Origin of the sequence: Mycobacterium sp. ENV421 (assembly GCF_002887815.1) — a bacterium.
Taxonomy (GTDB): Bacteria; Actinomycetota; Actinomycetes; order Mycobacteriales; family Mycobacteriaceae; genus Mycobacterium.
Genome location: NZ_PDHO01000033.1, coordinates 24,819 through 50,705 on the forward strand (window position 1 = coordinate 24,819; position 25,887 = coordinate 50,705).

Sequence of the window (25,887 nt, forward strand, 5' to 3'; positions counted from 1 at the left end):
AGACATAGGGGCCGTCTCGGTCGCGTTCGGAGGCAGCTATATCACTGGGGCCGTTGAGATTCCGGCAACAGATGACGACCTGACGCGGGCACTACGACTTCCGTGGGTAGTGGGTTTCGGCGTAACCATGCGTCGACAGTTCGGGAAAAGAGATCGGGACGGCACAGGGGCCAGTCGTGGGGCATGCCGGTCGCGACTCCGTCGATGCCGTAGGGCATCGAGTCCGCGAGTGTCTGTGCCAAGTATCGGACGAATCGCAGTTCCTTCTCGCCTGTGAGGAACAGCGTTGCCACCGTAGACTCTCCGAGCGTGGTGGGCAGCGTGAATCCCGCTGAGGCCTCAGCGATTTGCGCAAGCTGTGCGCCCGAGTTGAGCTGTGCGTCGTCCTGGTAGTCAGCGTTCTCGGCTGCCTCGCGTTCGTCCCAGAATCGGTTGATGACTGCCCACCGAAACCATGAGGTCTGGGTGAGGAGTCGCGCCAATCGCCGCGTGAGCTGCACCGCGGGCAACATGTTGACGAAGGTGCTGCTTAGCACCGCTCGGTCGATGAGGTGCGGCTGCGTTGCAAGCAGTTGTACGCCAACCTGAGCCCCGAGCGAGAAGCCAACCATGTGTGCGCGGCCCGTGCTAGCCCGCGCGCGGATAACCTCTGCAACCGCGGCAGCGGCACTGCCCATCTCGAAAGGTCCCTGTTCGGAGCTCCGGCCGTACTGGGGGAGGTCAGGGACCAGGCAGTGATACTGCAGCATCCGGTCGACCACGGGCTCCCATGTCCAGCCACTCATCAGTCCGCCGTGTAGGAAGACGATGGCGGGCGCGTCGACTGGACCGGATTCGCGCACGAACAGATCCACGTTCGCGATGCTATCCGCCAAGTGCGAATGATCGGCGAAACTGGACGGTGTCGGCTCTGTGTGTGACTCCTGCACGCGGGTCCTCGATTCAGAACCAGTCTTCGGAACGGATTCAGAACCAGTCTTCGGAACGTCGGGGTACTCTTCCCACGGCCACCCCTGAGCCTAAGTGGGCCACACGAGGGTGGCATTGCGCGGAGACGAAGAAGCTATGCAAGGAGCGCATGGTGGGCCAGATACGGATCGGCGTCCTGGGGGCGGCCCAGATTGCACCGGCAGCGCTGATCGCCCCCGCGAAGGACAACTCCGAGTTTGCGGTGGCCGCAGTGGCTGCCCGAGATTTGACGCGCGCTCAGGCCTTCGCCGCCAAACATGGCATCCCCCGCGTGCATGACAGCTACGAGTCGCTCATTGCCGACCCGGACGTAGATGCGATCTACAACCCACTGCCAAACGGCCTGCACGGCAAGTGGACTCGTGCTGCGATTGAAGCGGGTAAACATGTGCTATGTGAAAAGCCGTTCACCGCCAATGCCGCTGAGGCCCGAGAGATCGCAGAGTTGGCCGCCACTTCGGACCGAGTGGTCATGGAAGCGTTTCACTATCGCTATCATCCTCTCGCGTTGCGGGCCGAGGAGATTATCGCCTCGGGGGAGTTGGGCACTGTGAAGCACGTGGACGCAGCGTTCTGCTTTCCACTGCCGAAATACTCTGACATCCGTTACGACTACGCCCTCGCCGGAGGCGCGACAATGGATGCCGGATGTTATGCGGTCCACATGTTGCGGACATTCGGCGGAGCGACCCCGGAAGTTGTTTCGGCACAGGCGAAGTTACGTGGCAGCAAGGTGGACCGGGCGATGACGGCGCAGCTCCGGTTTCCCGGCGGGCACACGGGGCGGCTCCGATGCTCGATGTGGTCGACCGATCTGCTGAGGATAAGCCTGCGGGTGACTGGTGACCGGGGCGAGTTGTTTGTGCTGAATCCCCTGCTGCCGCACCTCTTTCATCGGTTTTCAGTGCGATCAGACGCCGGCAAGCGGGTGGAGCGATTCCGTCGCCGTGCTACCTATGCTTATCAGCTGGACGCGTTCGCGGCCGCGGTGCTGAGAGGGGAGCCGGTGCGGACGACACCGGACGATTCGATCCATACTATGACCGTCATCGACTCGATCTACCGCGCTGCGGCGCTTCCGCCACGCGAGCCCAGCTGAGCCGCTTTGCTCACGGTTCCGGCAATTCTGGCTACGCTAGTTAGAACGTCTTCTAGTATCGCGTCGGTGACGGGGCCGCCGGGTGTGTCAGCCTCATCGCCGCCGTCGCTCATCTAGTGGGAGAGAGAAGTAATGCCAGACAGCGCTGGCCGGGTACGCATCGGCATCTTGGGTGCGTCAAGTTTCGCGCCGACGACGATAATCAACCCGGCCAAGGGGAACCGCGATGTCGCGATAACGGCTGTCGCGTCACGCGACCAGCCCAGTGCTGATGAGTTTGCGGGCAAGTACGGCGTCCCCAAGGCTTACGGCAGCTACGAAGCGCTGATCGACGATCCGGAGCTGGATGCCATCTACGTCTTGGTGCCAACCAGCATGCACGGCAAATGGACGAAAGTCGCGCTCGCTGCCGGCAAGCATGTTTTGGTCGAGAAGCCGTTCACGGCCAATGCCGCCGAAGCGCAAGAAATCGCCGATCTGGCCGCTAAGTCGGATCGCGTGGTGATGGAGGCGATCCAATTCCGCCACCATCCACTGACGCGGCGGGTGCAGGAGATCATCACGTCGGGAGAGATCGGCACTCTGCAGCGAGTGGATGTCACGCTGTGCGTAATGCTGCCGACGTTCAAAGCCAACTGCTACAACTACGCCATGGCCGGCGGGGCGATGATGGATGCCGGCAGCTACGTGACAAACATGGCCCGCACCTTCGGCGGCTCGACCCCGGAAGTCGTTTCGGCAGAAGCGAAACTGCAGAAGCCCCACGTGGACCGGGCAATGAAAGCCGAGCTTCGTTATGCTGGCGGTCACACCGGCCGTCTGCAGTGCGCACTGTGGTCAGGCAAGCTGTTTCGGGCAAGTGCGAAAATCGTTGGTGACGAGGGCGAGCTGGGTTGGCTCAGTCCGGCGGCACCCAATCTCTTCCCGCGGCTCTCGGTACGATCGTCCAACGGAAAACGTGCAGAACGCTTCTCACGCCGCACCACCTACTCATTCCAGCTGGACGCCTTTGCCGGCTCGGTGCTGCGCGGAGAGCCGGTACGGACGTCACCGCAAGATGCTGTCGAGAACATGAGCGTTATCGACGCGGTCTATCGCGCCGCCGGCCTCCCGATTCGTGAGCCGAGCTGATCGAGGTCGTCGGCTGCTGTAATGCGCGACGCAGAGATCTGCCTAACCCCGTTGGGGACCAAGAGTTCCGAGGCCGGTGATTTCGAGGCTCACGGACTTCCGAAGGCCTGCCGCGCCGAGCATAAAAAGAATGTCACCCATCGGCGCGCCCAGCCAGAACCGCCAAAAGCGCCTGGTGAAGATCTTCCACAGGTAGCGACCATCGAGCAGATGGATGGTGACTGCGGCCAGGCGGTATAGGGTTCGCTTCCAACGAGACGTCACCATCTCGGCATTCATCTCGCCGACCTCGAGACCCCAGGACCTGTAGCGCCATTTCAGCCCGTAGCGGCTCTGGAATTCGAAGAAGGCACGCATCTCTCCATTGGTAACCAGATACTCGTCGAAGACGAGAATTGATCCTTCGACGAATCGATTCTTGCAGATTTCCAACCCATGCAAGCAGCTCTCATAGGTGTCCAAATCCATGTGGAACAACCTGATTGAGGCCGTAGGACGTTCCGCCAAGAACGGGGCCAAGGTGTCGTAGGTGCTCCCTTTGATGTACTCCACCTCGCGGCCGAGCGCAATGGGCACCCCGTCGTCCAATGTCACACCCGTATCTTGGATGAACCGTCGCGCCAGCGGATCTGACAGCGAGAACGTGCCCTGCTTGATGAGGAATTGGTCCTCGATCTGCCAGTCCTCGACAAGGCCTTCGAATGTGTCGAAACCGTACACCGTGCGGCCCGATGCCTCCGACGTCAGGCGCGTCGACCAGCCGATCCACACACCAAGGTCGAGCAACAGTTCGTCGGAATTCTCCGGCGTCGGCTCTGGTAGCCGGGAGGCTTCCCACAACAGTGGGTGGCCCGCAATCCTGCGGTCGCGCAGCTCGGTCAGCGACTGCGTGATGAACGCTTGGTACGGCTCGTCGTAGCGCTTAATGTCGCGCGCATATAGGTTGGGAATGTATCGGCCGCGGTCACGGTAAACCACGCGGGCGCAAAGCAATCCGACCAGCAGCGCGGCGATCACGATGAGCAGAACCGGCACGAAATAGCATGCGGTCGCGATCCCGAGTCCAATCAGCACGAGGACCGCTCGCCAGATCCGATGGATGTTCGTCCGGTCGACGGTCTGGTTGGTTCGACCCACGGTGCCGCTATCGACGACTCCCAACGTTTTCACCTCCAGGTTTCCGGACAGACTAGGACCGACTCGATGACTCAGGTGGCGAAGTGCGCCTGGTTCATGTGGGCGGCGACCCGCAACGCGTTGGCCGCAACAGTCAGACTCGGGTTCAAGCCGGCGCTGGACGGAAAGAAGGACGTGTCCACGACGTAGAGGTTGTCGACCTCGTGCGCACGGTTCTGGGAATCCAGCACGCTGGACGCGGGGTCGGTCCCGAATCGGCAGGTGCCGCAGACATGGCCCATGTTCGAGTTGTTCTTGCCGCTGCCCAGACCACGGGTGCGAAACGGCTTCAGCACATCCTTGAACATCCGCAGAAAGGCCGCGTGCCGCTCGATCTCGTTCGCGCGCAGCCGGTATTGCATCCGCATCCGCTGGCGACCGTCGGAGCCGGGCAGGTCGGACAGCAGCACGCGGTTGTCGCGATAGGGCAGGTCTTCCATCATCGCGGCCAGGATCAGTCCACCGGTGAAGAACTTCTCGTACACACGCCGCACCGCGGGCCGCATCAGGCGTAGCGCGCTGGCCTGCGGTCCTGGGCGGTTGAGCAGCCACTCCATCGGCGGTATCGCGCCGAACGACTGCACGGTTCCGTACTTCTGGCCCTGATGAAAGTAGAAGTCGTTGAGCCCGATCTCCTTGTTGGCGTCCGTGATTGCGGAACCCGGTTCCGGCCAGAGCATGATCGGATCGAGCAGGTGGCGCATCAGGTTGCGGCCCACCATGTCTGAGCCATTGGCCAGGCCGCGCGGCCAGTCGCCAGAACGAGAATTCAGCAGCAGAACGGGGGTCGCCAGCGCGCCCGCGGCCAGCACCACGACCTTCGCCGTCAATGTCAGCCGGCCGCTGGGGTGCTTGCAGATAACCTGCCGTACCCCGGTGCGGTCGGCCTCCAGATGCAGGACCCGGCATTCGGTCAACAGCTGGGCGCCGTGTTCGGTGACCGCGGGCAGCACGCAGTTTCGTGAGGCGTCGTTCTTGCACGACTGGGAGCAGAGGTACGTCTGGCACGTGGCGCAGTCGGCGGTGTAGTCGCAGGCCATCGGCAAGTGATAGGGGTGAAGGCCGCGACCCGTCAGATAATCGACCAACGGCTTATTGTCGGCCGAAAAGGGTGGAGCGGCAGGGAGATTGACGCCTGAATCAGGTCGCAGCGGATCGGGCTGGCCGCGGACCCGGAATAGCTTCTCCGCCTCGGCGTACCAGGGCCGCATCTCGTCGTACGTGACCGGCCAGGCCTCAGGCACGGTGGAGTCGCCGGGGTCGGCGAAGTTCTGCCGGGGGGTGAAATCGCGGGCGAAGAACCGCTCGCACACCATGCCGTAGAGCGCCGAGGACCCGCCGGTTCCGCCGCCGATGAACGGCACGAACTTCTTGGGGGAGCGCCCGCTGATGTCCTCGACCTCGTCGGTTGAGCGTCCGCCACGGGCCAGGGCGTCGTGATAGGTGTCTGCGGATCGGGTGGCCAGCGGCTCACCTAGCTCCGGCATCGCCGAACGAATCGTTCCCGGCGTCCCGGGAAGGGTGGACCGGCCCTTTTCCACATAGAGCACCCGCCGGCCGGCTTTGGCGAGCTGATAGCCCAGCGTCCCGCCGCCCATGCCGGTGCCCACGACGATCACGTCCCACTCGATGCGTTCCGTCTCGCGCGCAGTCAATGCGCCGTCAGCCAAAATCGAGCTCCTCAGCGTGATGGCCCAAATATCGGCCTGGGCTCGGCGATTCGGGATCGTATCAACGTTGAGCCGCACGCATGGCCGAACGCTTACTGGCTCGTCAAAAAACCGGTAATAATGTCCGTTGCTCCTGCGGGTGTGCCCGCAGGACGATCGAAAGGCCAGAACCGGCGATGAAATTTGTGCTGTCCAGCTACGGCGGTCGCGGCGATATCGAGCCCGCCGTGGTGGTCGGCCGTGAGCTCCTGCGCAGAGGGCACGACATCCGCATGGCCGTCCCGCCCAATCTGGTCGGCTTCGCCGAGGCGGCCGGCCTTCCGGCGGTGGCTTATGGCCTGGATTCGAAAGACATCCTCGAGCTGCAGTGGCGCTATTTCACGCTGTACGGCCGCACCCCGTGGAAGCTCAAGGAGCTCAACCGGATGGCCGCGGAAACCGCGCAGTTCGCCGACGAGTGCTGGGCGGAGATGACCAGGAACCTGGCTGCGGCCGCCGAGGGGGCTGACCTGCTACTCACCGGGCTGATCTTCGAGCAGCCGGCGGCCAATGTCGCGGAGGCGTACGACGTTCCGCTGGTCACCCTGCACTACTTCCCGTACCGGGTGCACGGTCAGCTGCTACCGCTGCTGCCGGCGCCGCTGAGTCGCATGGCGATGACGGTGAATGAGTGGACCGCGTGGCGCGGGACTCGTCGCGGCGAAGATGCGCAGCGGCTCGAATTGGGGTTGCCCAAGGCCACCAGCCCCGTACCGCGTCGCGTCGCGGACCGGAGTTCGCTGGAGATCCAGGCATACGACGAGTTGATGTTTCCTCGGCTGGCGGGCGAGTGGCGCAAATGGGATCGCCAGCGGCCATTTGTCGGCGCCCTGGCGATGGCGTCGCCGACCGAGTCCGATGCGGAGGCGGCGTCGTGGATCGCCGACGGGACGCCGCCGATATTTTTCGGATTCGGAAGCGTCCCGATCGGATCGCCTGCCGATACGGTCGCGATGATCGCCGCAGCGTGTGCCCAGTTGGGGGAGCGCGCGATCGTCGGCGCGGGCGGTACCGACTACACCAGCGCCCCGCAGTTCGACCATGTCAAGGTGGTCGGCCAGGTCAACTACGCGACGATCTTCCCGTCCTGTCGCGCGGTGGTGCACCACGGCGGCTCGGGAACCCTGGCCGCATGTCTGCGCGCGGGAGTCCCCCAGCTTGTGCTCTGGACACTGCCTGACCAGCCGTTTTTTGCGGCTCAGCTGAAACGGCTGAAGGTCGGGGCGGGGCGCCGCTTCTCGACAACCACCGAAAAATCACTGGTGAAGGACTTGCGTCGGATCCTGGCCCTGGACTACGCGGCGCGGGCTCGTGAGATCGCCCCGCGGATGACGACACGTGACGATGCGGTCGTTGCTGCGGCTGATCGTGTGGAGGAATTTGCACGCCTGAAGTGCCGGGCCTGATCACTTTTGCCAGCCGCCCGAATTTCGGGTCGGCAGCGTCAATATTCGATTAGGCTGCGCAGCGACCGCTGGTCGTGAGGCCCGGTCCGATCCAGGACGCGCACGGGGTAGGTGAAGGAGCTAGGTACGGCGATGGCTAGAGGCGCGTTCGGGCGAAGCGATGCTGAGATCGACCTCTTGGTCCGGGGCATGCGGTCCGGGATCGCGGTTGTGGGCTTCGGCTACATCGGCACGGTGATCGGGGCCGTTCTGGCTGACCGCGGCTGGCCGGTGACCGGTATCGACGTGCGACAGCACGTGGTCGACGAGATCAACCAGGGCAAGAGCCACGTGCCGGAGCCCGGCCTCGGCGAGATCGTGGCGGAAAGCGTCCGGGTCGGCCGACTGCGCGCCACGACGGACTTCAGTGTCATCGCGGACAACGACTTCATCATCGTCACGGTCGGCACGCCGCTGGGGCCGGACTACGAGCCCATCGTCGACGACATCAAAGCGGCGGCGCGGGCGGTCGGCAAGCACCTGCGTCCAGGCCACCTCGTCATCCTGAAAAGCACCGTCCCACCCGACACCACCGAGACGCTCGTGCGGCCGATCCTGGAAGAGGCGTCCGGGTTGAAGGCCGGGGACGATTTCGGGTTGGCGTTCTGTCCCGAGCGGCTAGCCGAAGGGCAGGCCATCCGGGAGCTCACCTCGATTCCCGTCGTGGTCGGCGCCGTCGATGAACGCAGCGCGCGCAGCTGCGCCACGCTCTGGCGCCACGCCCTCGGCTTGGAGTCCATCATCGTCGAGGACCCGCGCACGGCCGAGATGGTCAAGCTCGCCGACAACCTCTGGATCGACCTCAACATCGCGATGGCGAACGAATTGGCCAAGGTGTGCGACCGTCTGGACATGGACGTGCTGCAGGTGATCGCTGCGGCCAACTCGATGCCGAAGGGCACCCACAACGTCAACATCTTAATGCCGAGTATGGGCGTCGGCGGCTACTGCCTCACGAAGGACCCGTGGTTCGTCAACCACCTCGGCGAGACCGTGGGACTGGATCTGCAGGTGCCGAAGACATCTCGGACCGTCAACGACACGATGCCCGGCTATACCTACGGACTGCTCACCCAGCTGCTGGCCGATCAAGGCAAGACGATCGAGAACAGCAAGATCGCCGTCCTGGGCATCGCGTTCAAGAACAACACCGGTGACTGTCGGCTGACCCCGACCAAGTACGTCGTTGCGCTGCTTGAAGAGTCGGGATGCCAGCTCTCTGTCCACGACCCGTGGGTGCCCGACGAGGAAGCGCACACGGTGACGAAGGTTCCGCTGAGTCCGGACATCGAGTCCGCGGTCAAGGATGCCGATGCACTGGTTGTCCTTGCGGGACACCGGGAATTCCACCAGATTCCGCTCGTCCGCCTCGCGGATCTGGCGGCCGACCGCTGCGTGTTTCTCGACGGGCGCAACAGCTTCGACCCTGCGGCCGCACGGGCGGCAGGGTTCATCTATAAGGGGATAGGCCGCTAGCGGCTGGTCGTCTCCATCAACCGATAGAACGAAAGAGCAACTATGTCCAATGTCGTCGTGACCGGCGGCTACGGCTTCATCGGATCGCATTTGGTGACCGCACTGCTGGAACGCGGAGATACTGTCACCATTTTCGACTTCGCGAAGAACACCCGTGACACCAGCATCGATTTCGACAATCATCCCACCTTCCGGTTCGTGCAGGGCGATGTCACCGACCTGGCGGCGCTCGAAGAGGTGTTGACGCCGGACGTCGACACGGTGTTCCATCTCGCCGCGGTCGTCGGCGTCAAGAATTACATGGACGATCCGCTCCAAGTTCTCGACGTCAATGTGATCGGGACCCGCAACGTTCTGGAACTCAGCCACCGCAATGGAATTCGGGTGGTGTTCGCCAGTACGTCGGAAGTGTTCGGCAAGAACCCCAATCCGCCATGGGCCGAGGACCACGACCGCGTCCTCGGTTCGACCAAGACCGCGCGGTGGAGCTACAGCACCAGCAAGGGCATGGCCGAGCACTTGGTGTTCGCCATGCATGTCGCCCGCGGACTGCCGGTGACAGTGGTCCGCTATTTCAATGTCTATGGGCCGCGCCAGAATCCGATCTTTGTCGTGTCGCAGACCGTGCACCGGATCCTCAACGGACGCCAGCCGTTGCTCTACGACTCGGGCGACCAGACCCGCTGCTTCACCTACGTCGACGACGCGGTTGCCGGCACCCTGCTGGCCGCTGACAGCGATGCGGCGATCGGGGAGGCGTTCAACGTCGGCAGCATGGTGGAGACGACCATGCGTGAGGCTGTCGATTTAGCGATCAAGATTGCCGCCGTCGAGGGGGTGTCGAGCGCCGAACCCGTCGACACGGCGGCGCATTTCGGCGGTCGCTATGAAGACATTCCCCGCCGTATCCCGGATTCGATCAAGGCGCAGCGAGAGCTGGGCTGGCGGCTGAAGATCGATGTCGAAGAAGGGATCCGCCGCACCATCGAGTGGGCGCGGGCGAACCCGTGGTACCTCAAAGAATCGGGCTAAGGATCGATTCGAATGACGACAGACCCCAAACTCGCCACTGACGGTGACCCCGCGGTTGCCGGCGGCAAGAGCCTCGGGAGTGTATTCGATCCTCGGGCAAACGCACTCAACGCCTGCCGACTGGCGATGGCCACAGGGGTCATCCTTTATCACTCCTGGCTGCTGACGGGCCGGCACCTGTCGTTCGCGCCGGCTCACCAGCTTCTCCGAGATGTGTGGGTCGACGGATTCTTCGCGATCTCAGGGTTTCTCATCACCTGGAGTTGGTTCAGACACCCACAGGTCCGCGAGTACTTCGTCGCGCGGGCGCTCCGCATTCTGCCCGGCCTGTGGTTCTGCCTGATCGTCACCGCCTTCGTGATAGCACCGATCGGAGTGGCCATCCAGGGTGGCTCGGCAGGCAAGTTACTCCTGTCGCGTGCGCCCTTCGAGTACGTCGTCGGCAACCTCGGAGTGATGCTCACCCAGCAGGGCGTCGGGGGTACACCGAGTGGCATCCCGGTGTCCGGGGTGTGGAACGGCTCGCTCTGGACGCTGATCTGGGAAGTGCTGTGCTACATCGCTGTTGCGGTGTTCGGTGTGGTGGGGTTTCTGCGCCGGAAGTGGTTCATTCCCGCGTTGTTCGCTTTGACGCTGTTGTGGTCGATGAGTCTGCCGGCATGGAGTGTCTTCGCGGACCTGGCTGAGACGCAGCAGAAGATGGACCCGGCCACCGCAGCGCTGTTCGTGCAGGCGATCGTCGCGCGCTTCGCGCTGATGTTCTGGGCCGGAGCACTGATTTATGAGTTCCGGAATGCGATCCCGGCCAGATGGTCACTTGTGGCGCTCAGCGTCGTTATCGGTTTGGCGGCGAGCTTCTTGCCCAATTACCGGCTGCTCGCGGCCATTCCTTTGGCCTACGCCGTCATCGTCACAGGCGCGCTCATCAAGAACAAGCGACTAAGACTGCGGACGGACTTTTCCTACGGCGTCTATGTATATGCATGGCCGATCCAGCAGTTGCTGGTCATGTCTGGACTCGCATTTCTCAACCCGATTGTGTTCGCGATGGTCGCTACCGCGGTCACCGTGCCACTCGCCGCGGTGAGCTGGTTCCTTGTCGAGAAGCCCGCGGTTTCTCTCAAGCGTCGTTATGAGCAGAGGAGACGCGCGGCCGTTGGGGGATCGGAAGATGGATTCGGGGAGCTGATTGCGCAGAACTCGAAGGAGGCACCGCAATGAAGATTGCGCTAGCAACCTATGGAACTCGTGGTGATGTCGAGCCGTCACTGGCTGTCGGCTGCGAGTTGATGCGCCGAGGCCACGATGTGCGGGTGGCTGTCCCACCCGACCAGGTCGGCTTAGCCGAAGCGGCGGGGTTCAGCGCTGTTCCGTACGGACCGGATTCCCAGAAGGCTCTGGCTTCGAACTCCGGGGCAAACCTTTATGGCGAATCGACATACCGCCCCTGGCAGGTAAGGACACTGCACAAGCTGTACAGCGAAGACTGGGAATTCTCCATGCGCTGCCGGCGCGAACTTAATACGGCATTGATGACACTCGCCGAGGGTGCGGACGTACTGTTCCACGGCCAAGTTTTCGAGGACCTCGCCGCCAACGTCGCCGAGTACTACGACATCCCGATGGTGACACTGCATTACATTCCGCTGCGACCCAACGGTCAGTTCCTGTGGTTCCTACCACCAGCGTTGAGCCGGATGGCAATGAGCTCCTTCTGGTGGTTGACGTCGCGAGTGGCCGGCAACGCGGAAAAGGGGCAGCGCCGTGAACTGGGTCTGCCGAAGGACTCGCGTGCCGCGACGCGGCGGATCACCGACCGGGGATCGCTCGAGCTCCAGGCTTACGACGAAGTGTGTTTCCCCGGTCTCGCAACCGAATGGGCGAGGTGGAAGGAGCAGCGGTCTTTTGTCGGGACCCTGACGCTGGAGATGCCGACGAATGCCGATGAGGAGGTCGAGTCGTGGATCGCCGCGGGCAGCCCGCCGATCTGCTTCGCGTTCGGCAGTATGGCGCTGAAGTCACCGGCCGACACGATCGCCATGATCAGCGAGGTGTGTGGACAGCTGGGCGAGCGGGCATTGGTCTGTGCGGGGTCGAGTGGATTCAGCACGGATACGTATGCCGAACACGTCAAGGTGGTCGAGACGATGAACTACGCGACGGTCTTTCCGGGATGTCGTGCGGTTGTTCACCACGGCGGTGCCGGCACGATGGCGGCCGCGCTCCGAGCTGGTATTCCACACCTGGTCCTGTGGTCGGCGCCAGACCGGCGGATGCGGGGAGCTGCCATCACGCGCCTGAAAGTAGGTACAGCCCGGCGCTTTTTGGCACTCAGCAGCAAGACGCTGGTCTCAGATCTTCGGCAGATCCTCGCGCCGGAGTATCTCGATCGGGCTCGCGCCGCCGCGACGCAGATGCGGACATCTATTGCAAGTGCCTCAGCTGCAGCAGATTTCATGGAGGCCTTCGCCGGATGTCAGGCGTCCTCGCAGTAGCCTGTCGAGAACTTATTGGGCTAGCGCGCGCTGTGCCAATGCCGCTATGACAGGTGCCAGCGCCCGGGAGTATTCGGACGTGATGTGCGTCCAGTCGGGGTAGACCAGGGTATCGCCGACAACGACGGGGCACAGGTCTGCGGTGCAGAACAGGTCGGTGACGTCGGCGTATTGTCCGCCGCCGGCCCGGGTGGCGGCAGCCTCGGCGACGATGCCGGATTCGTTGACCGCGCTTGATCGTCGGGGCGTACAGGCGGCGACGTCATCGAGGTGGCCGGATAGGCAGATCGGCACGTCGGTGTGCGGATCTGGGACTGGTCCGAGCACCAGTACCTGCGCGCCGGTGCTTCGCAATTCTTGGACGAGCCGGGTCAAATTGGCGAGCCAGACAGAATCGTACGAGTGGAAACCTGACTGTCCCTCGAACCCGCCGCCGCTCGCGCCGTAGCCGCGCCACATGCTGACCACGACCAGCTTCGGACGCTCCGCTTGCAGTCGGGTGAGGATCTCGTGCCGCCACTCGTCGCACTTGTCGATACTCAACGCCAGCCGATGCATCGGATTGGTGAATGACGGTGATGCCATCAGCGGGCACGCCGATTTGGATAGCGTCTCCAACCGCCAGTGTTGCTGCTCGGCAGCAGCCCGGAAGGCGGGGTGCCACATCGCGGCGTGCGAGTCACCGACGATCGCAACGGTCGTCGACGAGGAGAGGTCGCCGGTCGCACACTCAGGCTGGCCGCCTTCAAAGGGCATGCGCATGCAGCCGTTGAGCTTCAGGGACCTCAGCTCGGCGGAGGCGTCAGCCAGCGAAGGTGTCAGGTTGGCGGGAACCGCCGTCAGGTCTTTTGAGGCCGCGAGCGCAGCATGCACTTGGGCGACGGTCTGACGGAATACGGCGTCGTAGGCGTTTGCGTCCGCTCCTGCGGGGACGGACCCGGCGGTGAACGTCGGTGTCTTTCCGGGGGCGCCGCGTCCGATTGGGTGAGGGACGAACAGCGTGAGGGCGACGCCGGCGGCGACGGCGGCGACGGTGGCCGCCGCGCCCAGACCGAGGCTGCGCCACGGCGAATTACGGATTCTCGGGGCGAATCGCAGCGGGTTCTCGAGATACCGCAACGTAAACCAGGCGAGCAATCCCGATAGCAACGCGGCTGTCAACCGACCGGCCAAACTCAGGGAATGGCCCAGCAGGGCCGGTGTCAGGATGAGTACCGGCCAATGCCACAGATACCAGGAGTACGAGATCCGGCCGATCGCGCGCATCGGCTGCAGTCCCAACAGCTTCCCGCAGCCGTCGGCGGGTGCGGCGCAGCCGGCGCCGATGATGAGCGCGGCACCGAGTGTGGGAAGCAGTGCGGCAACCCCGGGGAACGGGGTGGTCGGGGTAAACCAGACGCAGGCCAGCAGGATCAGGACCAAACCGGTCCAGCCCGCGACCGAGGCAGATCGAGGTGACAGCCGGCGCCACTGGGTGGTGGTGAGCGCGACCACCCCTCCGACGGCCAACTGCCAGGCCCTGGTCGGCAGCGAAAAGAACGCGGCGGCAGGCATCACATAGGTGACCACCAGCGACAGCAAGAACGACGTGATGGACACGATGACGAGTACCACCAGGAACGGACGATGCGAGGAGGTGGCGGCGATTCTCGTGCGGTTGTGTGTCCGTCGGATCAACCATGCGGTGAGCAGGATCAGCGGTGCCCACACCAGGTAGAACTGTTCCTCGACGCCTAAGGACCAGTAGTGCAGAAACGGCGACTGCGGTAGGTGACCGCCGAAGTAGTCGCCGCCGCGGGCAACGAACCAGTAGTTGCCAACGTACAGGGCGCTGGTGATTCCGTCTTGGAGAGCAGTGGTGGCCTGCAGAGGGGGTAACAGGACCGCGGACGCGATCATCGTGACGATGCCAACCGCTGCCGAGGCGGGAAGAAGACGGCGGGCGCGAGCCCCGTAGAAGCTGCGCAGCCGAACGGTGCCGGTGGTATTGGCTTCGCGCCAGAGCAATCCGGTGATCAAAAAGCCGGAGATGACGAAGAACACGTCCACGCCGACGTATCCGCCACCCACGCCCGGCATCTCGGCGTGAAAGAGGACGACGGCGACTACCGCGATAGCGCGCAGGCCCTCGATGTCCGCACGGAATCGCGACTGCGCAGACTGTCCGCTCTGCTGCTGGTTGGAGGCGCTGACGCTGTCGGCCTGGTGCACGATCACTCTTTCAATGGGCTGCGTAACAGGGCTGGTTGTGTCGGCGGCCTTCTAGGGCTTGCTGCTTCGTGTCAACCGCGAGCGCCCCCGGACTCAGCTGCGGCACGGTAGCCGCGGACGGCCAGCGGCCCGACGACGGCGGCCGTGACAACCGTCCAGATCAGACCTATGAGTAAAGGAGCCACCGGAAGACCGCCCTGGGCCAGCGTCCGCATGGACTCAACAATCGGCTCCATCGGTTGTAGCCGTAGGAGTGGCCACATCCACGAGGGCAACGATTCGACAGGCGGGGAGCCCGAGCTGGCGAAGACTGCTGTGATCGCCGGCAGTCCTAGCCAGATAAGCATCGTTCCGTCCTTGGCGCGCACCGCGATTGCGATCACCGCCATCGAGAAGGAGATGACCACCAACATCGGCACAAGCAGGAAAAGGAGGAAGTTGAGCACCCCGCCGTGGAAGCGGAGGCCGAGTCCAAGTCCGACGGCGGTGATGACGACCGTGCTCACCAACGTCCGCACCGCCTCGGCCATCAGCCGGCCGGCGAGGGGGCTGGCGCGGTGCACTGGCAACGCCCAAAATTGGCTGAGCAGTCCGCGATCGCGTTCTAGCGGCAGGGTGAGGCCGGCCGCAAGCGCTCCGGAGAACGCGCCGGCGATTGCACACGTCGGGACCAGTCCGTACAGACTGTCGGTGCCGGTCATTCGCAAGATCGACTTGCCAACTAGCAGATAGTAGGTGATCAGCAGAAACGCTGGGAACAGTACTGATTGGATCGGGACTAGCGGCGAGCGGCGCCAGTGGGTCAGCAGCTGGCCGGCGAATACTAGGCTCTCGTTGATCAGTGAGCTTCGCACCGGCTGGTTGTCGGTCACTGTGTACGCCCCTGCATTCGCGCTGTGAGTGCCCCGAATACCACCAACAGCCCGACGCACCACGCCAAGGAGGCCGCGACGCTGCCGATCGCGACGTGGCCGGCGGCGACACCTCGGAGGGTCTCGGTCATCAGCGAAACCGGTTGATACTGCACGAATCCGTGCAGCCAGTTCGGAAACGAGTCGATTGGCGCCATTCCGGTGGACAACATCACGAGGAGGAACTGCGGAACCAGCAGAACCTGGCTCGAGCCGCCGTCCCTGGCGATCGAAGCCCCGGAGACCCACACGCCCGTAGTGTCCGCAGCCAGCGACAGCGACAGCGTCAACAGCAGAACCAGAGCCGTGAAAGCCGCGAGGAAACCGGGACCGCCGATCATCCTGAAGCCGAAGGCATATCCGACGGCGAACGTGGCGACCAACGCGATCGCTCCGCGGAGGAGGCAGTACAGCATGCGAGCTGTCAGCGGTGCCCACTGGGAGAACGGCAATGTTCGGAGCCGAATCCCTAGCTCCGACTGATGGTCTCGGCTCGCCCGGTCAACAGTCGTCAGCGCACCGAGCAGAGTCACCTGCACGATGATGACCGGTAAGAGATATTGCGAGTAGCCAATCCCGCCGGTGTCAATGACATTGCGAAGCGCCAGGTTGAATATGACAAAGTTGCCCGCCGGCGCCAGAACTGCGAACGGCAGGTCGCTGCGCAATGTGTTCCGGACGATGCGTTCGGTGAGAACACCAACCGCTGTCACGCGTTTACGCTGCCCGTCAGATGTAGGAATACCTCGTCCAGCGAGGGCTTGCGCAGCGAGATGTCGGCGAGTTCGATGTTGAGTTGGTCGACTCGGCGGAATACCTCGCTGAGAGTGGCAACCCCACTGGACGCCAGCACCGAAACGGTGTTGGCGTCCTCGTCGGCCTCGGCGTCCTGTAGATCGGCGACCGCGGCCAGGATCTTGGGCAAGTCGGCGGGATCGACCGGACTCACTGTGCAGTAGCTGAACCCGACCCGGCTCTTGAGGTCTTCGGCAGTGCCGCTTGCGATCACCCGGCCGTGGTCGATCACGACGATCGAATCGCTGAGCAGGTCGGCCTCTTCTAGGTACTGCGTGGTGAGCAGAACGGTGACGCCGTTGGCGGCCAACGACGACACCAGGTCCCACACAGTGCGGCGACTGCGCGGATCGAGCCCCGTCGTCGGTTCGTCGAGGAAAAGCACCTTCGGCGGAACCACCAGGGCGGCGGCAATATCGATTCGGCGTCGCATGCCACCCGAATAAGTGGCCACGGGCCGGTCGGCCGCGTGCGGCAGATCGAACTGCGCTATCAGCGCGTCGGCTCTGGCCCGCGCGTCCTTGCGTCGCATACCGTGCAGGCGGCAGAACATCACCAAGTTCTCCCGCCCGGTGAGCTGCCAGTCGAGCGCGGCATGCTGGCCGGTCATGCCGATGGAAGCGCGGACCCGGCTGGGTTCCTTGACGACGTCGTAGCCAGCGACAACCGCTTTGCCATAGGTTGGCCGCAACAACGTGGACAGGATATTGATCGTCGTGGTCTTGCCTGCTCCGTTGTGACCGAGCAAAGCGCATATCGATCCAGTTGCAACGGAAAAGCTGACGTCCCGCAATGCCAGGACGCTGCCGTCGAATGTCTTAGCTACCCCATCAAGCTCGATCACGAATATTGACCATAGCGTGAGTGGCGGAGCTGCGGGTCGAGTAGCGACGACTTGGTCGCAACCGAGAAATACACGAGGTAGACCTATCTCTTGGAACTGTGATCAGCGGATTCGCCGAGCGATCGGTTATTTGCCGATCCAGTCGAGGAGTGCGCGCATGCCTTCCTCGAGCGACCATTTGGGACGCCAACCGAGCTCGTTGGTGGCCGGCTCGATGTCACACCGGGCGGCGCGAACGTCACCGTCGCGGAATTTCCCGACGACAACCGGTTCGGGAGCTCCGCAGATGGCTGCGAGCTGCTGCGCGAGCTCGTGGATGGTGGTCGGCACACCCGAGCCGATATCGACGTAGCGTGACGGTGCCGCGGGACTCTCGATCGCCGCGAAGAGCCCCTCCACCACGTCGTCGATGTAGACGAAATCGCGCACGATCCGGCCGTCTTCGTAGACCTCGAGCGCCTGCTTCTCCCGGGACAGCCGGGCGAACAGCGCGACGATGCCGGTGTACGAATTGGTCAGCGACTGGCCAGGGCCGTAGACGTTCTGCAGGCGCAGCACGGTGAGCCTGGTGTCGTGGGCGGCCGTCCACGCCGCAAGGATGTGCTCCTGGGCGAGCTTGGTGGCGGCATAGATGTTGGTGGGCCGGGGCTCGGTGCGCTCTGCGCTGCTCGCGAGCGGTACGGCCGGATCTCCGCTGGGGCCCTGCGGATCCCAGATCCCCGCGACGAGCTGGGCATGGCTACGCGGCGGCGGATAGAAGATGTCGGTGGCCGACTGCCAGGCGCCTTCGCCGTACACGGCCCGCGACGAGGCCAACACCAGTTGGTCGGGCACATGCCTGCAGCGGCTCAGCGCGTCGAGCAGTTGGGTCGTTCCGACGACATTGACCGAACCGTGCCGGCTGGCTTCTGAAAGCGACTGCGCCGTACCGGTTTCCGCCGCCAGATGCACGATCTGGGAGGGCTTGAACAGTCGCAGCACGGCATCGCAGTCGGGTGCGTGAGTGACATCGCCGGTGAACAGCCGCACCGATGGCGGGAGATCGATCGCGGCACCCGCGGCGTGCACCTGCGGGTGAAGGATATCCATCACCGCGACGTCGTAGCCGGCCTCGACGAGGCGGCGCGCGAGCGTGGACCCGATGAATCCCGCCCCGCCGGTGATGAGCACAGATTTCGACATCAAGCCTCCTGATCAGTGACCGCGCGCGAGTGCGCGGTCGGTCAGTGCACCGATGGCCGGTGCCAGTTGTCGCGAGTACGGGATGGACAGGTGGCTCACGTCCATGTAGATCAATGTGTTGCCGACGATGACGGGGCAGCGTTCCGCAGTGCAGAACAGGTCGCTGAGATCGGCGTATTGCCCGCCGCCCGCCGCGGTGGCGGCGGCTTCGGCGGTGACGCCGGGCTGATTCACCGCGGCCGAGCGGGACGGTGCGCAGCCCGTCGCATCATCAAGATGCCCGGACAGGCAGATCGGCACATTCGCATGCGGACTTGCGATCGGGCCGAGCACCAGTACCTGCGTGCCCATGTCGCGGAGCTCCCGCACGAGCCGCGTTAGGCTTTCGGCCCAGGCGGGGTTGTAGGCCTTGAATCCGGTCATTTCCTCGTCGAAGCCGTAACCGCGGAACACGCTCACCACGACCAGTTGGGGAGGTTGGGCTTTCAGGCGGGCCATGACCTCGGCGCGCCACTGTTCGCAGAATTGGAAGGATTCGATCAGGCGACGGAAAGCGGTGCCGACGGCCACGTCCATGACCGGGCAGGCCTCCTTGGCTAACAGCTGTAGTCGCCAATGCCGTTGCGGGGCAAGCTGTTCGAAGGCAGGCATCCACATCGCGGCGTGCGAGTCGCCGATGAGGGCCACGGTCGTCGACGAGGTGGTGTCGCCCATCACGCAGTCGGGTTGTCCCCTTTCGTACGGTGTACGCAGGCAGCCGTTGTAGGTGATGTTCCGCTGCTCGCCCGACAAGTTGGACAGGGGCGGGTTCAGGTTCGACGGAACGGCCCTGGCGTCGAGCGCGGCCGCGAGCGCGGTCTGCACCTGGGCAACAGTCTGCGCGACGGCGGCGTCGTAGGCGCTGCTGTCGGAACCGGCCGCAACCGCCGGCGGGGCGGTGAAGGCCGCGGCGTTGGCGGGTGCGCCGGGCCCGACCGGGGTGGGAACGACCTTCAACAGTCCGAGGCCGACGATGACCGCGATCGTGGTGGCGACCGCGCCGAGGCCGAGGCTGCGCCAAGGGAAGTCGCGGATTTTCGGTGCGAAGCGCAGTGGGTTTTCCAGATAGCGCAGGGTCAACCAAGCCAGACCCGCGGCCAGCAGCGCCGCAATGATGCGCTCGCCCAGACCAAGTGCGTGCCCCAGCAGCGCAGGCGCAAGCACCAGCACCGGCCAGTGCCACAGGTACCACGAGTAGGAGATGCGGCCGATGGCGCGCATCGGCGCCGTGCTCAGAAACTGCCCACAACCCTGGGATGGTGTGGCGCAACCCGCGCCGATCACCAGCACCGCGCCGAGGGTGGGCAGCAACGCGGCCGTGCCGGGGAAAGGCGTCGCCGAGGTGAACCACCCGCAGGCGACCACGATCATGGTCAGCCCGACCCACCCGGCGATCGCCGCGATCCTGGGCGAGAGGCGTTGCCAGTGAATCACGGTCAGCGCGACGAGCCCGCCGATGGCCAGCTGCCAGGCACGAGTGGCGAGCGAGAAGAAGGCGATCGCCGGCACGACATAGGTGATCACCAGCGACAGGGCGAACGACAGGACCGTGACCAGGCCGAGCACCACCAGATACGGCCGACGCGAGGACCCGACGGCTCGCGCTCGGTTCCGGCGGAACCGCCGGATGACCCATGCGGTGCCGAGCATGAGCGGGGCCCACACGATGTAGAACTGCTCCTCGACCCCCAGCGACCAGTAGTGCAGGAACGGCGACGGCGACAGCGAGTCGGAGAAGTAGTTGATGTTGTCGAGGATGAACCAGTAGTTGCCGACGTAGAGCGCGCTGGCGATGCCGTCGTAGAGGACTGTCGGGACCCGCAACGGTGGCAACAGCAGGATCGAGGCGACCATCGTGACGACGCCGACCGTCGCCGATGCGGGCAGCAGCCGGCGGGCCCGGGCCCCGTAGAACTTCCGAAGCCGGACCGAACCCGTTCCGCTCACCTCACGCCAGAGCAGTCCGGTGATCAGAAACCCCGAGATGACGAAGAAGACGTCGACACCGACGTAGCCGCCGCTGACGCCGGGGATCGCAGCGTGAAACATGACAACGCCCAACACGGCAATGGCACGCAAGCCCTCGATGTCCGGGCGGAAGTAGTCCTGTTCGGAGCGCCGACTTTGCTGTCCTTCGCTAGCCCTGAGGCTGTCGGCGTGGGCCAATGTCACCTACCTGCTAAATCAGCGAACACGTCAATTGAGTCGAGGCATTCTTACACTCGTGCGCAGGCGCCACAGCTGGTTTCGGGATCTGCTCGCTACTAGTTCGCTGCCAAATGGGGGCGAGCGCGGTCGGCATCAACCATCAGACGGGTGATTTATCCGTGTTCGGCGATCCACGTGGTGGTGTAACGCAGTGTCGCTGGGATGCTCTTGGCCAAGCCCGCGCCGATCGATTTTTCGAGCTGGCCGCCCAGCAGGGGGATTTTGACCTCGACGCTTACCGCCGAGCGCAGCTGCGAGACGTGGCCCGCCGCAGCCAGCCAGTTCTCGGCGCGGCTCGATCCGAAGCCGCCCGCCGCCGACACTTCGACCTCACCTCGTACCCGACCGTCACCGGCGGATCGCCACGTTTCGCGGTACTGGAGCTTCAGGTCGCCGGGAACGGCCTTGGCGATCAGTCCGGGCAACATCTGGCGACCGAGGTATTGGGTGATGTGCACATCGACCGCTCCGTCGGTACCGACGATCAGGGCATCCAGGGTGGACGCGGCATCGCCGGCCAACCGGTCCGCCCAATAGTCTTCACGCCTGAACGCTGCATGAATTGACTCGACGCTGGCGGCGGATTCGGCGACGACCTCGAATGAACGCGGCATAGCCGACCATTCTTACCCGCAGGGGCAGTGAGCCGAAACCCTCATACGGTGCAAGCGCTTTGTGGTAGGAACCACGCGTGAATATCAGCGGCGTCAATTTCAACAGCGGCCTCGTCAAGTTGGTGGACGCGATGCCAGGTGTGAACCGGATCAGGGCGGTCCAACAAGCGCTCGCCATGCGCACCGATCCGGTCTATCTCGAGATCGGCGTCTCGCGCGGGCAGGCCTTCCAGCGCATCAGCGCCGACGTGAAGTTCGCCGTCGACCCCGCGTTCCGGCTTACCGAGCGCACGCGTGAACTCGCCGACGCCAAAGGTCGGGTCACCAAGTACTTCGAGACCACCAGCGACGCGTTCTTCGAGAACGAGACGGCTCTGCTCGCGGAGCATCCCGTCGACGTCGCGCTGATCGACGGACTGCACACCTACGAGCAGGTGGTGCGTGATGTCGAGAACACCGTGCGCTACCTGAAGGACGACGGCGTCATCTTCCTGCACGATTGCAACCCACCGTTCGAACTGGCCGGCCGCCGCGCCGACTCGTGGGACGAGTTCATGGCGCAGCAGTCCGGGCCGTTGAAGATCGGCATCTGGAACGGCGACGTCTGGAAAGCGATCGTCGAACTCCGCAGCACCCGCTCCGACCTCGTGGTCGGCGTGCTCAAATGCGATCAAGGTGTCGGATTCGTCCGAAAAGGATCGCCGGAGTCGACGTTGCCGTATTCCCCGGCACAGGTCGAGGCGCTCACCTACGCCGATCTCAAGGCCGATCGCACCCGGCTGCTCAACCTCAAGCCACCCAGGTACCTCGGCGAGTTCCTTGCCATGAGCCCCGCCCAGTAGCTCGTCCTCGACTCGACGATGAAGTTCGTACTGGCAACGTGGGGGAGTCGCGGCGATATCGAGCCCACCGCCGCCGTCGGCCGTGAGCTGGTGCGCCGCGGGCACGACGTGTCCATGGCGGTTCCGCCGGACCTGATCGAATTCACCAAGGCTGCGGTCCCGGACACGGTCGGATTCGGTCCGAATTCGCGATCGATTCTCGACGCGCACCGCGATTACTGGACCTGCTTCTTCAGCACGCCGTGGCGGCTGCGGAAGATGGCCGAAGCGCGGCGGGAGATCTCAGGCCCCCTTTTTCAGGGCTGGCAGGACATGAGCGCGACGCTGATGTCGCTGGCCGACGGGGCCGATCTGATCTTCAGCGGCATCAACTTCGAAGACGCCGCCGCCAATGTCGCCGAACACCTCGACATCCCATTGGCCACCTTGCATTACTTTCCGCTGCGGCCCAACTCCCGCGTGCTGTCATTTCTGCCTGCACCGCTGAGCCGGGCAGTGGTCAGGGCGTTCTGGTGGATGTCGTGGCGCGGGACGAAAAAGGTCGAAGATACCCAGCGTCAAGAAATGGGGTTGCCCGAGGCGCGGCACTCGGCGCCACGGCGGATCACCGAGCGCGGGTCGCTGGAAATCCAGGCCTACGACGAGGCATGCTTTCCCGGCCTCGCGGACGAATGGGCGCAGTTCGACCAACAGCGGCCGTTCGTCGGGACGCTGACCCTGGAGTTGGGCGCCGACACCGACGACGAGGTGCTGTCCTGGATTGCCGCGGGCACTGCACCGATCTTCTTCGGCTTCGGCAGCATTCCAGTCGAGTCGCCGGCCGACACGATCGCGATGATCGACTCGGCCTGCGCACGGCTGGGCACACGGGCGCTGGTCGGCGCCGCCAACACGGACTTCAGCAACGCCCCGCATTCTGAGCGGGTCAAGGTCGTCGGTCTGATGAACTACGCGACGGTGTTCCCGGCCTGCCGCGCAATCGTCCACCACGGCGGCTCGAGCACCACGCCCATTGCCATGCGCGCCGGCGTCCCGCAGCTGATTTTGTTCTGGGACCTCGTGCACGCGATCTACGGGGGCGCGGTCAAGCGGTTGAAGGTGGGCACCGCCCGGCGATTCTCCACGGTGACCGAGGAGACATTGGTGGCCGACCTGAGCGCCGTTCTTGCTCCCGCTTACGTCGCCCGAGCCCGCGAACTCGCCACCAGGATCACCGAACCGGCCAAGAGCGCTGCCACTGCCGCCGACCGTCTGGAAGATTTCGCTCGCAGAGGTCGCGCCGCGCGCTGATGGCGGCGTCGAGAACCGCGCTTGCTGGCTCACGACGCTAATGGTCGTAGCCGGGCTGGGAGCACCTATCGGGCACCTGTCGGCGTGAGCGCGAAAAGCCACGAAAGTGGGTCTAACCGCGCCATTTGAGAGAAACCCGTGGCCACCACTGTCAGTCGTCGGGGACGGAGCGCAAAAGGTTGCTATCCGGTGATGTGAGTCACACCGAACTTCATGACATGGGTCACACCACGAAGTATGGTTTGGAACTTGTTCTACCTATATTGACGAGAGTGTCGGGAGACGCGGTGAGCACCAATCCCTTCGATGACGACGAGGGCAGCTTTTTTGTCCTGGTCAACGACGAGGAACAGCACAGCCTGTGGCCGGCCTTCGCGGACGTCCCGGCGGGATGGCGTGTCGTTCACGGTGAAGCCGACCGTGCCGCGTGCCTGGAGTACATCGAAGCCAACTGGCCCGATATCCGACCGAAGAGCCTGCGCGACCGGTTGTCAGGAAAGTCGAGCGTCTGACTAGTTGAGAGTTTGGGTCTGGGAGTCGTGATGGAACTCAACGAGGATGCGCTTCCGTTGACGCGCGCGCAGCTGGATATCTGGCTGGCACAGGAAACGGGTCAATCCGCAACCGACTGGCAGATCGGCATGCTGTTGAAGGTCGAGGGCGCGCTGGAGCGCGACGCCTTCGAGTGGGCGCTGACGCGCGCGATGCGAGAAGCCGAACCGGTCAGGGCGGCGTTCTTCGAGGAGGACGGCCAGGTCTTCCAGCGGGTGATCGACTATCCGGAGATCGATCTGGACTTCTACGACTTCAGCGGATCGGACGACCCGGAGCGGGACGTGCAGCAGATGGCGCTGTCGATTCAGCGCGCGCCGATGCCGTTCACCGGCCCGCTGTTCAAGTACGCGCTCTTCGAGACCGGGCCGGCCGAGTTCTATGTGTTCGGGTGTTTCCATCACATCGTCATCGACGGCGCCGGAATCTGGTTGCTCGTCAACCGCGTCGCATCGATCTACTCCGCCACTATCTCCGGTGACCTCGTCCCGCCCGCGTTCTTCGGTTCGCTGAAGGACTTGCTGGACTGCGAAGCGGAATACGAGGCATCCGCCGACTTCTCCGCCGACCAGGAGTACTGGTCGCACCACCTCCCGGCCGAAAGCTCGGCCGGCAATCAGCGGTCGGAGTCGCCCGACGACAGCGACCTCGGCTTCCGCTCGGCGCCTGTCCGGCTGGATCCGGCGGTGCTGCGCCGTGTTGACGAGCTGGCCCACATCTGGGACATCCCCCGCACCGCGGTCATCGCCGCGGCGAGTGCGCTGCTGGTGCGGGGTCGGTGCGGTGCCGGTGCCGAAGTGGTGTTCGACTTCCCGGTCAGCAGGCGAGTCCGGCCGGAGCTGAAGACGCTGCCCGGCATGGCAGCGGGATTGGTGCCGCTGGTGCTCGGCACTCCGGCGCAGACGTCGGTCAGTGACTTCTGCAAGCTGGTCGACACCCGCATGCGAGAAGCACTGCAGCACCAGCGATTTCCGGTGCACGCACTCGAACGCGGTTCGCAAGCCTCCCGGTTGTCGATCAACTTCTTCCCGGCCGCATTCACGTTGGACTTCGGCGGCGCCCCCGCATCGGCGACCATGACCAACTCCGGTCTGGCCGGCAGTTCGGGATTCACCTTCTCCGGGCTGGGGGAGGAGCTGTATCTCAACGTGCTGGGCTCGGGACGCCTGTTCTCGGAGTGGGATTCCGCCGAGGTGACCAGGCGCCTGCTGCAAGTCCTCGTGGCGATGACCGCCGACCCGGCCAGGAGCCTGTCATCGATCGACGTGCTCGACGGTGCCGAACGCGACCAGCTCGCGTCATGGGGCAATCGGGAAGGGCTCACCGATCAGCTGGACAAACCAGTGTCGATCCCAGCACTCTTCGCGGCGCAGGTGGCCCGAGTCCCCGATGCGGTGGCGCTCAGCTACGGCGAGCAGGCATGGACCTATCGCCGGCTCGACGAGACATCGAACCGGTTGGCGAACCTGCTGGCGACGCGCGGCGCGGGCCCGGGGCAACGGGTGGCACTGCTGCTGCCGCGGTCGGCCGACGCGATCGTCGCCATCCTGGCCGTTCTGAAGACCGGCGCGACCTACATCGCCATAGATCCGGCGGTTCCGGAGGCGCGCATGCAATTCGTGCTCGACGATGCCGCCCCCGTCGCCGCGATCACCAATTCCGAGCTGCGTCAACGCCTTGACGGACGTGACATGCTGATCGTCGACTTCAGCGATCCGGCCGTCGACGACCAACCCGCGACCGCGGTGCCGGGGCCGGAACCCGACGACATCGCGTACATCATCTACACGTCGGGCACCACCGGAACCCCTAAGCCTCAATCCGTGGATCGACCCTGTTGAGGTCCGGTCAGACTGATTTTGCTGTG

The 25,887-nt window shown here is 64.2% G+C and carries 21 protein-coding genes; 11 read left to right on the forward strand and 10 right to left on the reverse strand.

Annotated elements, in window-relative coordinates; genetic code table 11:
* Positions 1-41: 41 nt before the first annotated feature.
* Positions 42-854 carry an alpha/beta fold hydrolase gene (locus CRM90_RS25390; protein ID WP_142391454.1) on the reverse strand — a complete coding sequence of 271 codons (813 nt, stop codon included), beginning with the start codon at positions 852-854 and terminating at the stop codon, positions 42-44.
* Between the two features lie 224 nt (positions 855-1,078).
* On the opposite strand from CRM90_RS25390, the gene CRM90_RS25395 reads away from it, so the two are divergent.
* Positions 1,079-2,068: a Gfo/Idh/MocA family protein gene (locus tag CRM90_RS25395; RefSeq protein WP_102809668.1), complete on the forward strand. Its 990-nt coding sequence runs from the start codon at positions 1,079-1,081 to the stop codon at positions 2,066-2,068.
* A gap of 132 nt (positions 2,069-2,200) precedes the next feature.
* Positions 2,201-3,199: a Gfo/Idh/MocA family protein gene (locus tag CRM90_RS25400; RefSeq protein WP_102809669.1), complete on the forward strand. Its 999-nt coding sequence runs from the start codon at positions 2,201-2,203 to the stop codon at positions 3,197-3,199.
* Between the two features lie 42 nt (positions 3,200-3,241).
* Here the strand turns inward: CRM90_RS25400 and CRM90_RS25405 are convergent, their stop codons facing one another.
* Complete coding sequence (locus tag CRM90_RS25405; protein WP_102809687.1) at positions 3,242-4,360, reverse strand: class I SAM-dependent methyltransferase; 1,119 nt, start codon at positions 4,358-4,360, stop codon at positions 3,242-3,244.
* Between the two features lie 47 nt (positions 4,361-4,407).
* Positions 4,408-6,045 (reverse strand): GMC oxidoreductase, encoded by a 1,638-nt coding sequence (locus tag CRM90_RS25410; RefSeq protein WP_102809688.1) that lies wholly within the window; start codon positions 6,043-6,045, stop codon positions 4,408-4,410.
* A 176-nt stretch (positions 6,046-6,221) separates the two neighbouring features.
* Between CRM90_RS25410 and CRM90_RS25415 the strand changes: the two genes are divergently transcribed.
* The 5 genes from CRM90_RS25415 to CRM90_RS30350 all read left to right on the forward strand — a co-directional run bounded on the left by CRM90_RS25415 (position 6,222) and on the right by CRM90_RS30350 (position 12,532).
* The gene (locus tag CRM90_RS25415; RefSeq protein WP_102809670.1) at positions 6,222-7,490 is read left to right on the forward strand and encodes a glycosyltransferase; all 1,269 of its coding nucleotides are present in this window, start codon (positions 6,222-6,224) and stop codon (positions 7,488-7,490) included.
* Between the two features lie 132 nt (positions 7,491-7,622).
* A complete protein-coding gene (locus tag CRM90_RS25420) occupies positions 7,623-9,005 on the forward strand; it encodes a nucleotide sugar dehydrogenase (RefSeq protein WP_102809671.1) in 1,383 nt (460 codons plus the stop codon).
* 42 nt (positions 9,006-9,047) lie between these two features.
* Complete coding sequence (locus CRM90_RS25425; RefSeq protein ID WP_102809672.1) at positions 9,048-10,037, forward strand: NAD-dependent epimerase/dehydratase family protein; 990 nt, start codon at positions 9,048-9,050, stop codon at positions 10,035-10,037.
* Positions 10,038-10,049: 12 nt separating this feature from the next.
* A complete protein-coding gene (locus tag CRM90_RS25430) occupies positions 10,050-11,258 on the forward strand; it encodes an acyltransferase family protein (RefSeq protein WP_102809673.1) in 1,209 nt (402 codons plus the stop codon).
* Entirely contained in the window at positions 11,255-12,532 is a 1,278-nt protein-coding gene (locus CRM90_RS30350) for a glycosyltransferase (RefSeq protein ID WP_142391455.1), read from the forward strand. Before CRM90_RS25430 ends, CRM90_RS30350 begins: the two co-directional genes overlap by 4 nt.
* A 12-nt stretch (positions 12,533-12,544) precedes the next feature.
* Here the strand turns inward: CRM90_RS30350 and CRM90_RS25440 are convergent, their stop codons facing one another.
* The 7 genes from CRM90_RS25440 to CRM90_RS25465 all read right to left on the reverse strand — a co-directional run bounded on the left by CRM90_RS25440 (position 12,545) and on the right by CRM90_RS25465 (position 21,336).
* A complete protein-coding gene (locus CRM90_RS25440; protein WP_102809689.1) occupies positions 12,545-14,743 on the reverse strand; it encodes an acyltransferase family protein in 2,199 nt (732 codons plus the stop codon).
* A 71-nt stretch (positions 14,744-14,814) separates the two neighbouring features.
* Positions 14,815-15,615: an ABC transporter permease gene (locus CRM90_RS30790; RefSeq protein WP_199190051.1), complete on the reverse strand. Its 801-nt coding sequence runs from the start codon at positions 15,613-15,615 to the stop codon at positions 14,815-14,817.
* The gene (locus CRM90_RS30795; protein WP_199190052.1) at positions 15,612-16,367 is read right to left on the reverse strand and encodes an ABC transporter permease; all 756 of its coding nucleotides are present in this window, start codon (positions 16,365-16,367) and stop codon (positions 15,612-15,614) included. Before CRM90_RS30795 ends, CRM90_RS30790 begins: the two co-directional genes overlap by 4 nt.
* Positions 16,364-17,293, reverse strand: a complete 930-nt coding sequence (locus tag CRM90_RS25450; protein ID WP_102809675.1) for an ATP-binding cassette domain-containing protein — start codon at positions 17,291-17,293, stop codon at positions 16,364-16,366. The genes CRM90_RS30795 and CRM90_RS25450 overlap by 4 nt, the downstream gene beginning before the upstream one ends.
* A 126-nt stretch (positions 17,294-17,419) precedes the next feature.
* Positions 17,420-18,463: an NAD-dependent epimerase/dehydratase family protein gene (locus CRM90_RS25455; protein ID WP_102809676.1), complete on the reverse strand. Its 1,044-nt coding sequence runs from the start codon at positions 18,461-18,463 to the stop codon at positions 17,420-17,422.
* A gap of 24 nt (positions 18,464-18,487) precedes the next feature.
* A complete protein-coding gene (locus tag CRM90_RS25460; RefSeq protein WP_102809677.1) occupies positions 18,488-20,686 on the reverse strand; it encodes an acyltransferase family protein in 2,199 nt (732 codons plus the stop codon).
* A gap of 149 nt (positions 20,687-20,835) precedes the next feature.
* Entirely contained in the window at positions 20,836-21,336 is a 501-nt protein-coding gene (locus CRM90_RS25465; protein ID WP_102809678.1) for a DUF2505 domain-containing protein, read from the reverse strand.
* A 131-nt stretch (positions 21,337-21,467) separates the two neighbouring features.
* Between CRM90_RS25465 and CRM90_RS25470 the strand changes: the two genes are divergently transcribed.
* The 4 genes from CRM90_RS25470 to CRM90_RS25485 all read left to right on the forward strand — a co-directional run bounded on the left by CRM90_RS25470 (position 21,468) and on the right by CRM90_RS25485 (position 25,861).
* On the forward strand, positions 21,468-22,178 hold the full coding sequence (locus CRM90_RS25470; protein ID WP_102809690.1) for a class I SAM-dependent methyltransferase: 711 nt from the start codon (positions 21,468-21,470) through the stop codon (positions 22,176-22,178).
* Positions 22,179-22,196: 18 nt separating this feature from the next.
* A complete protein-coding gene (locus tag CRM90_RS25475) occupies positions 22,197-23,468 on the forward strand; it encodes a glycosyltransferase (protein ID WP_102809679.1) in 1,272 nt (423 codons plus the stop codon).
* Positions 23,469-23,755: 287 nt separating this feature from the next.
* The gene (locus tag CRM90_RS25480; protein WP_102809680.1) at positions 23,756-23,980 is read left to right on the forward strand and encodes an MbtH family protein; all 225 of its coding nucleotides are present in this window, start codon (positions 23,756-23,758) and stop codon (positions 23,978-23,980) included.
* Positions 23,981-24,010: 30 nt separating this feature from the next.
* On the forward strand, positions 24,011-25,861 hold the full coding sequence (locus tag CRM90_RS25485; RefSeq protein WP_102809681.1) for a condensation domain-containing protein: 1,851 nt from the start codon (positions 24,011-24,013) through the stop codon (positions 25,859-25,861).
* Positions 25,862-25,887 lie beyond the last annotated feature (26 nt).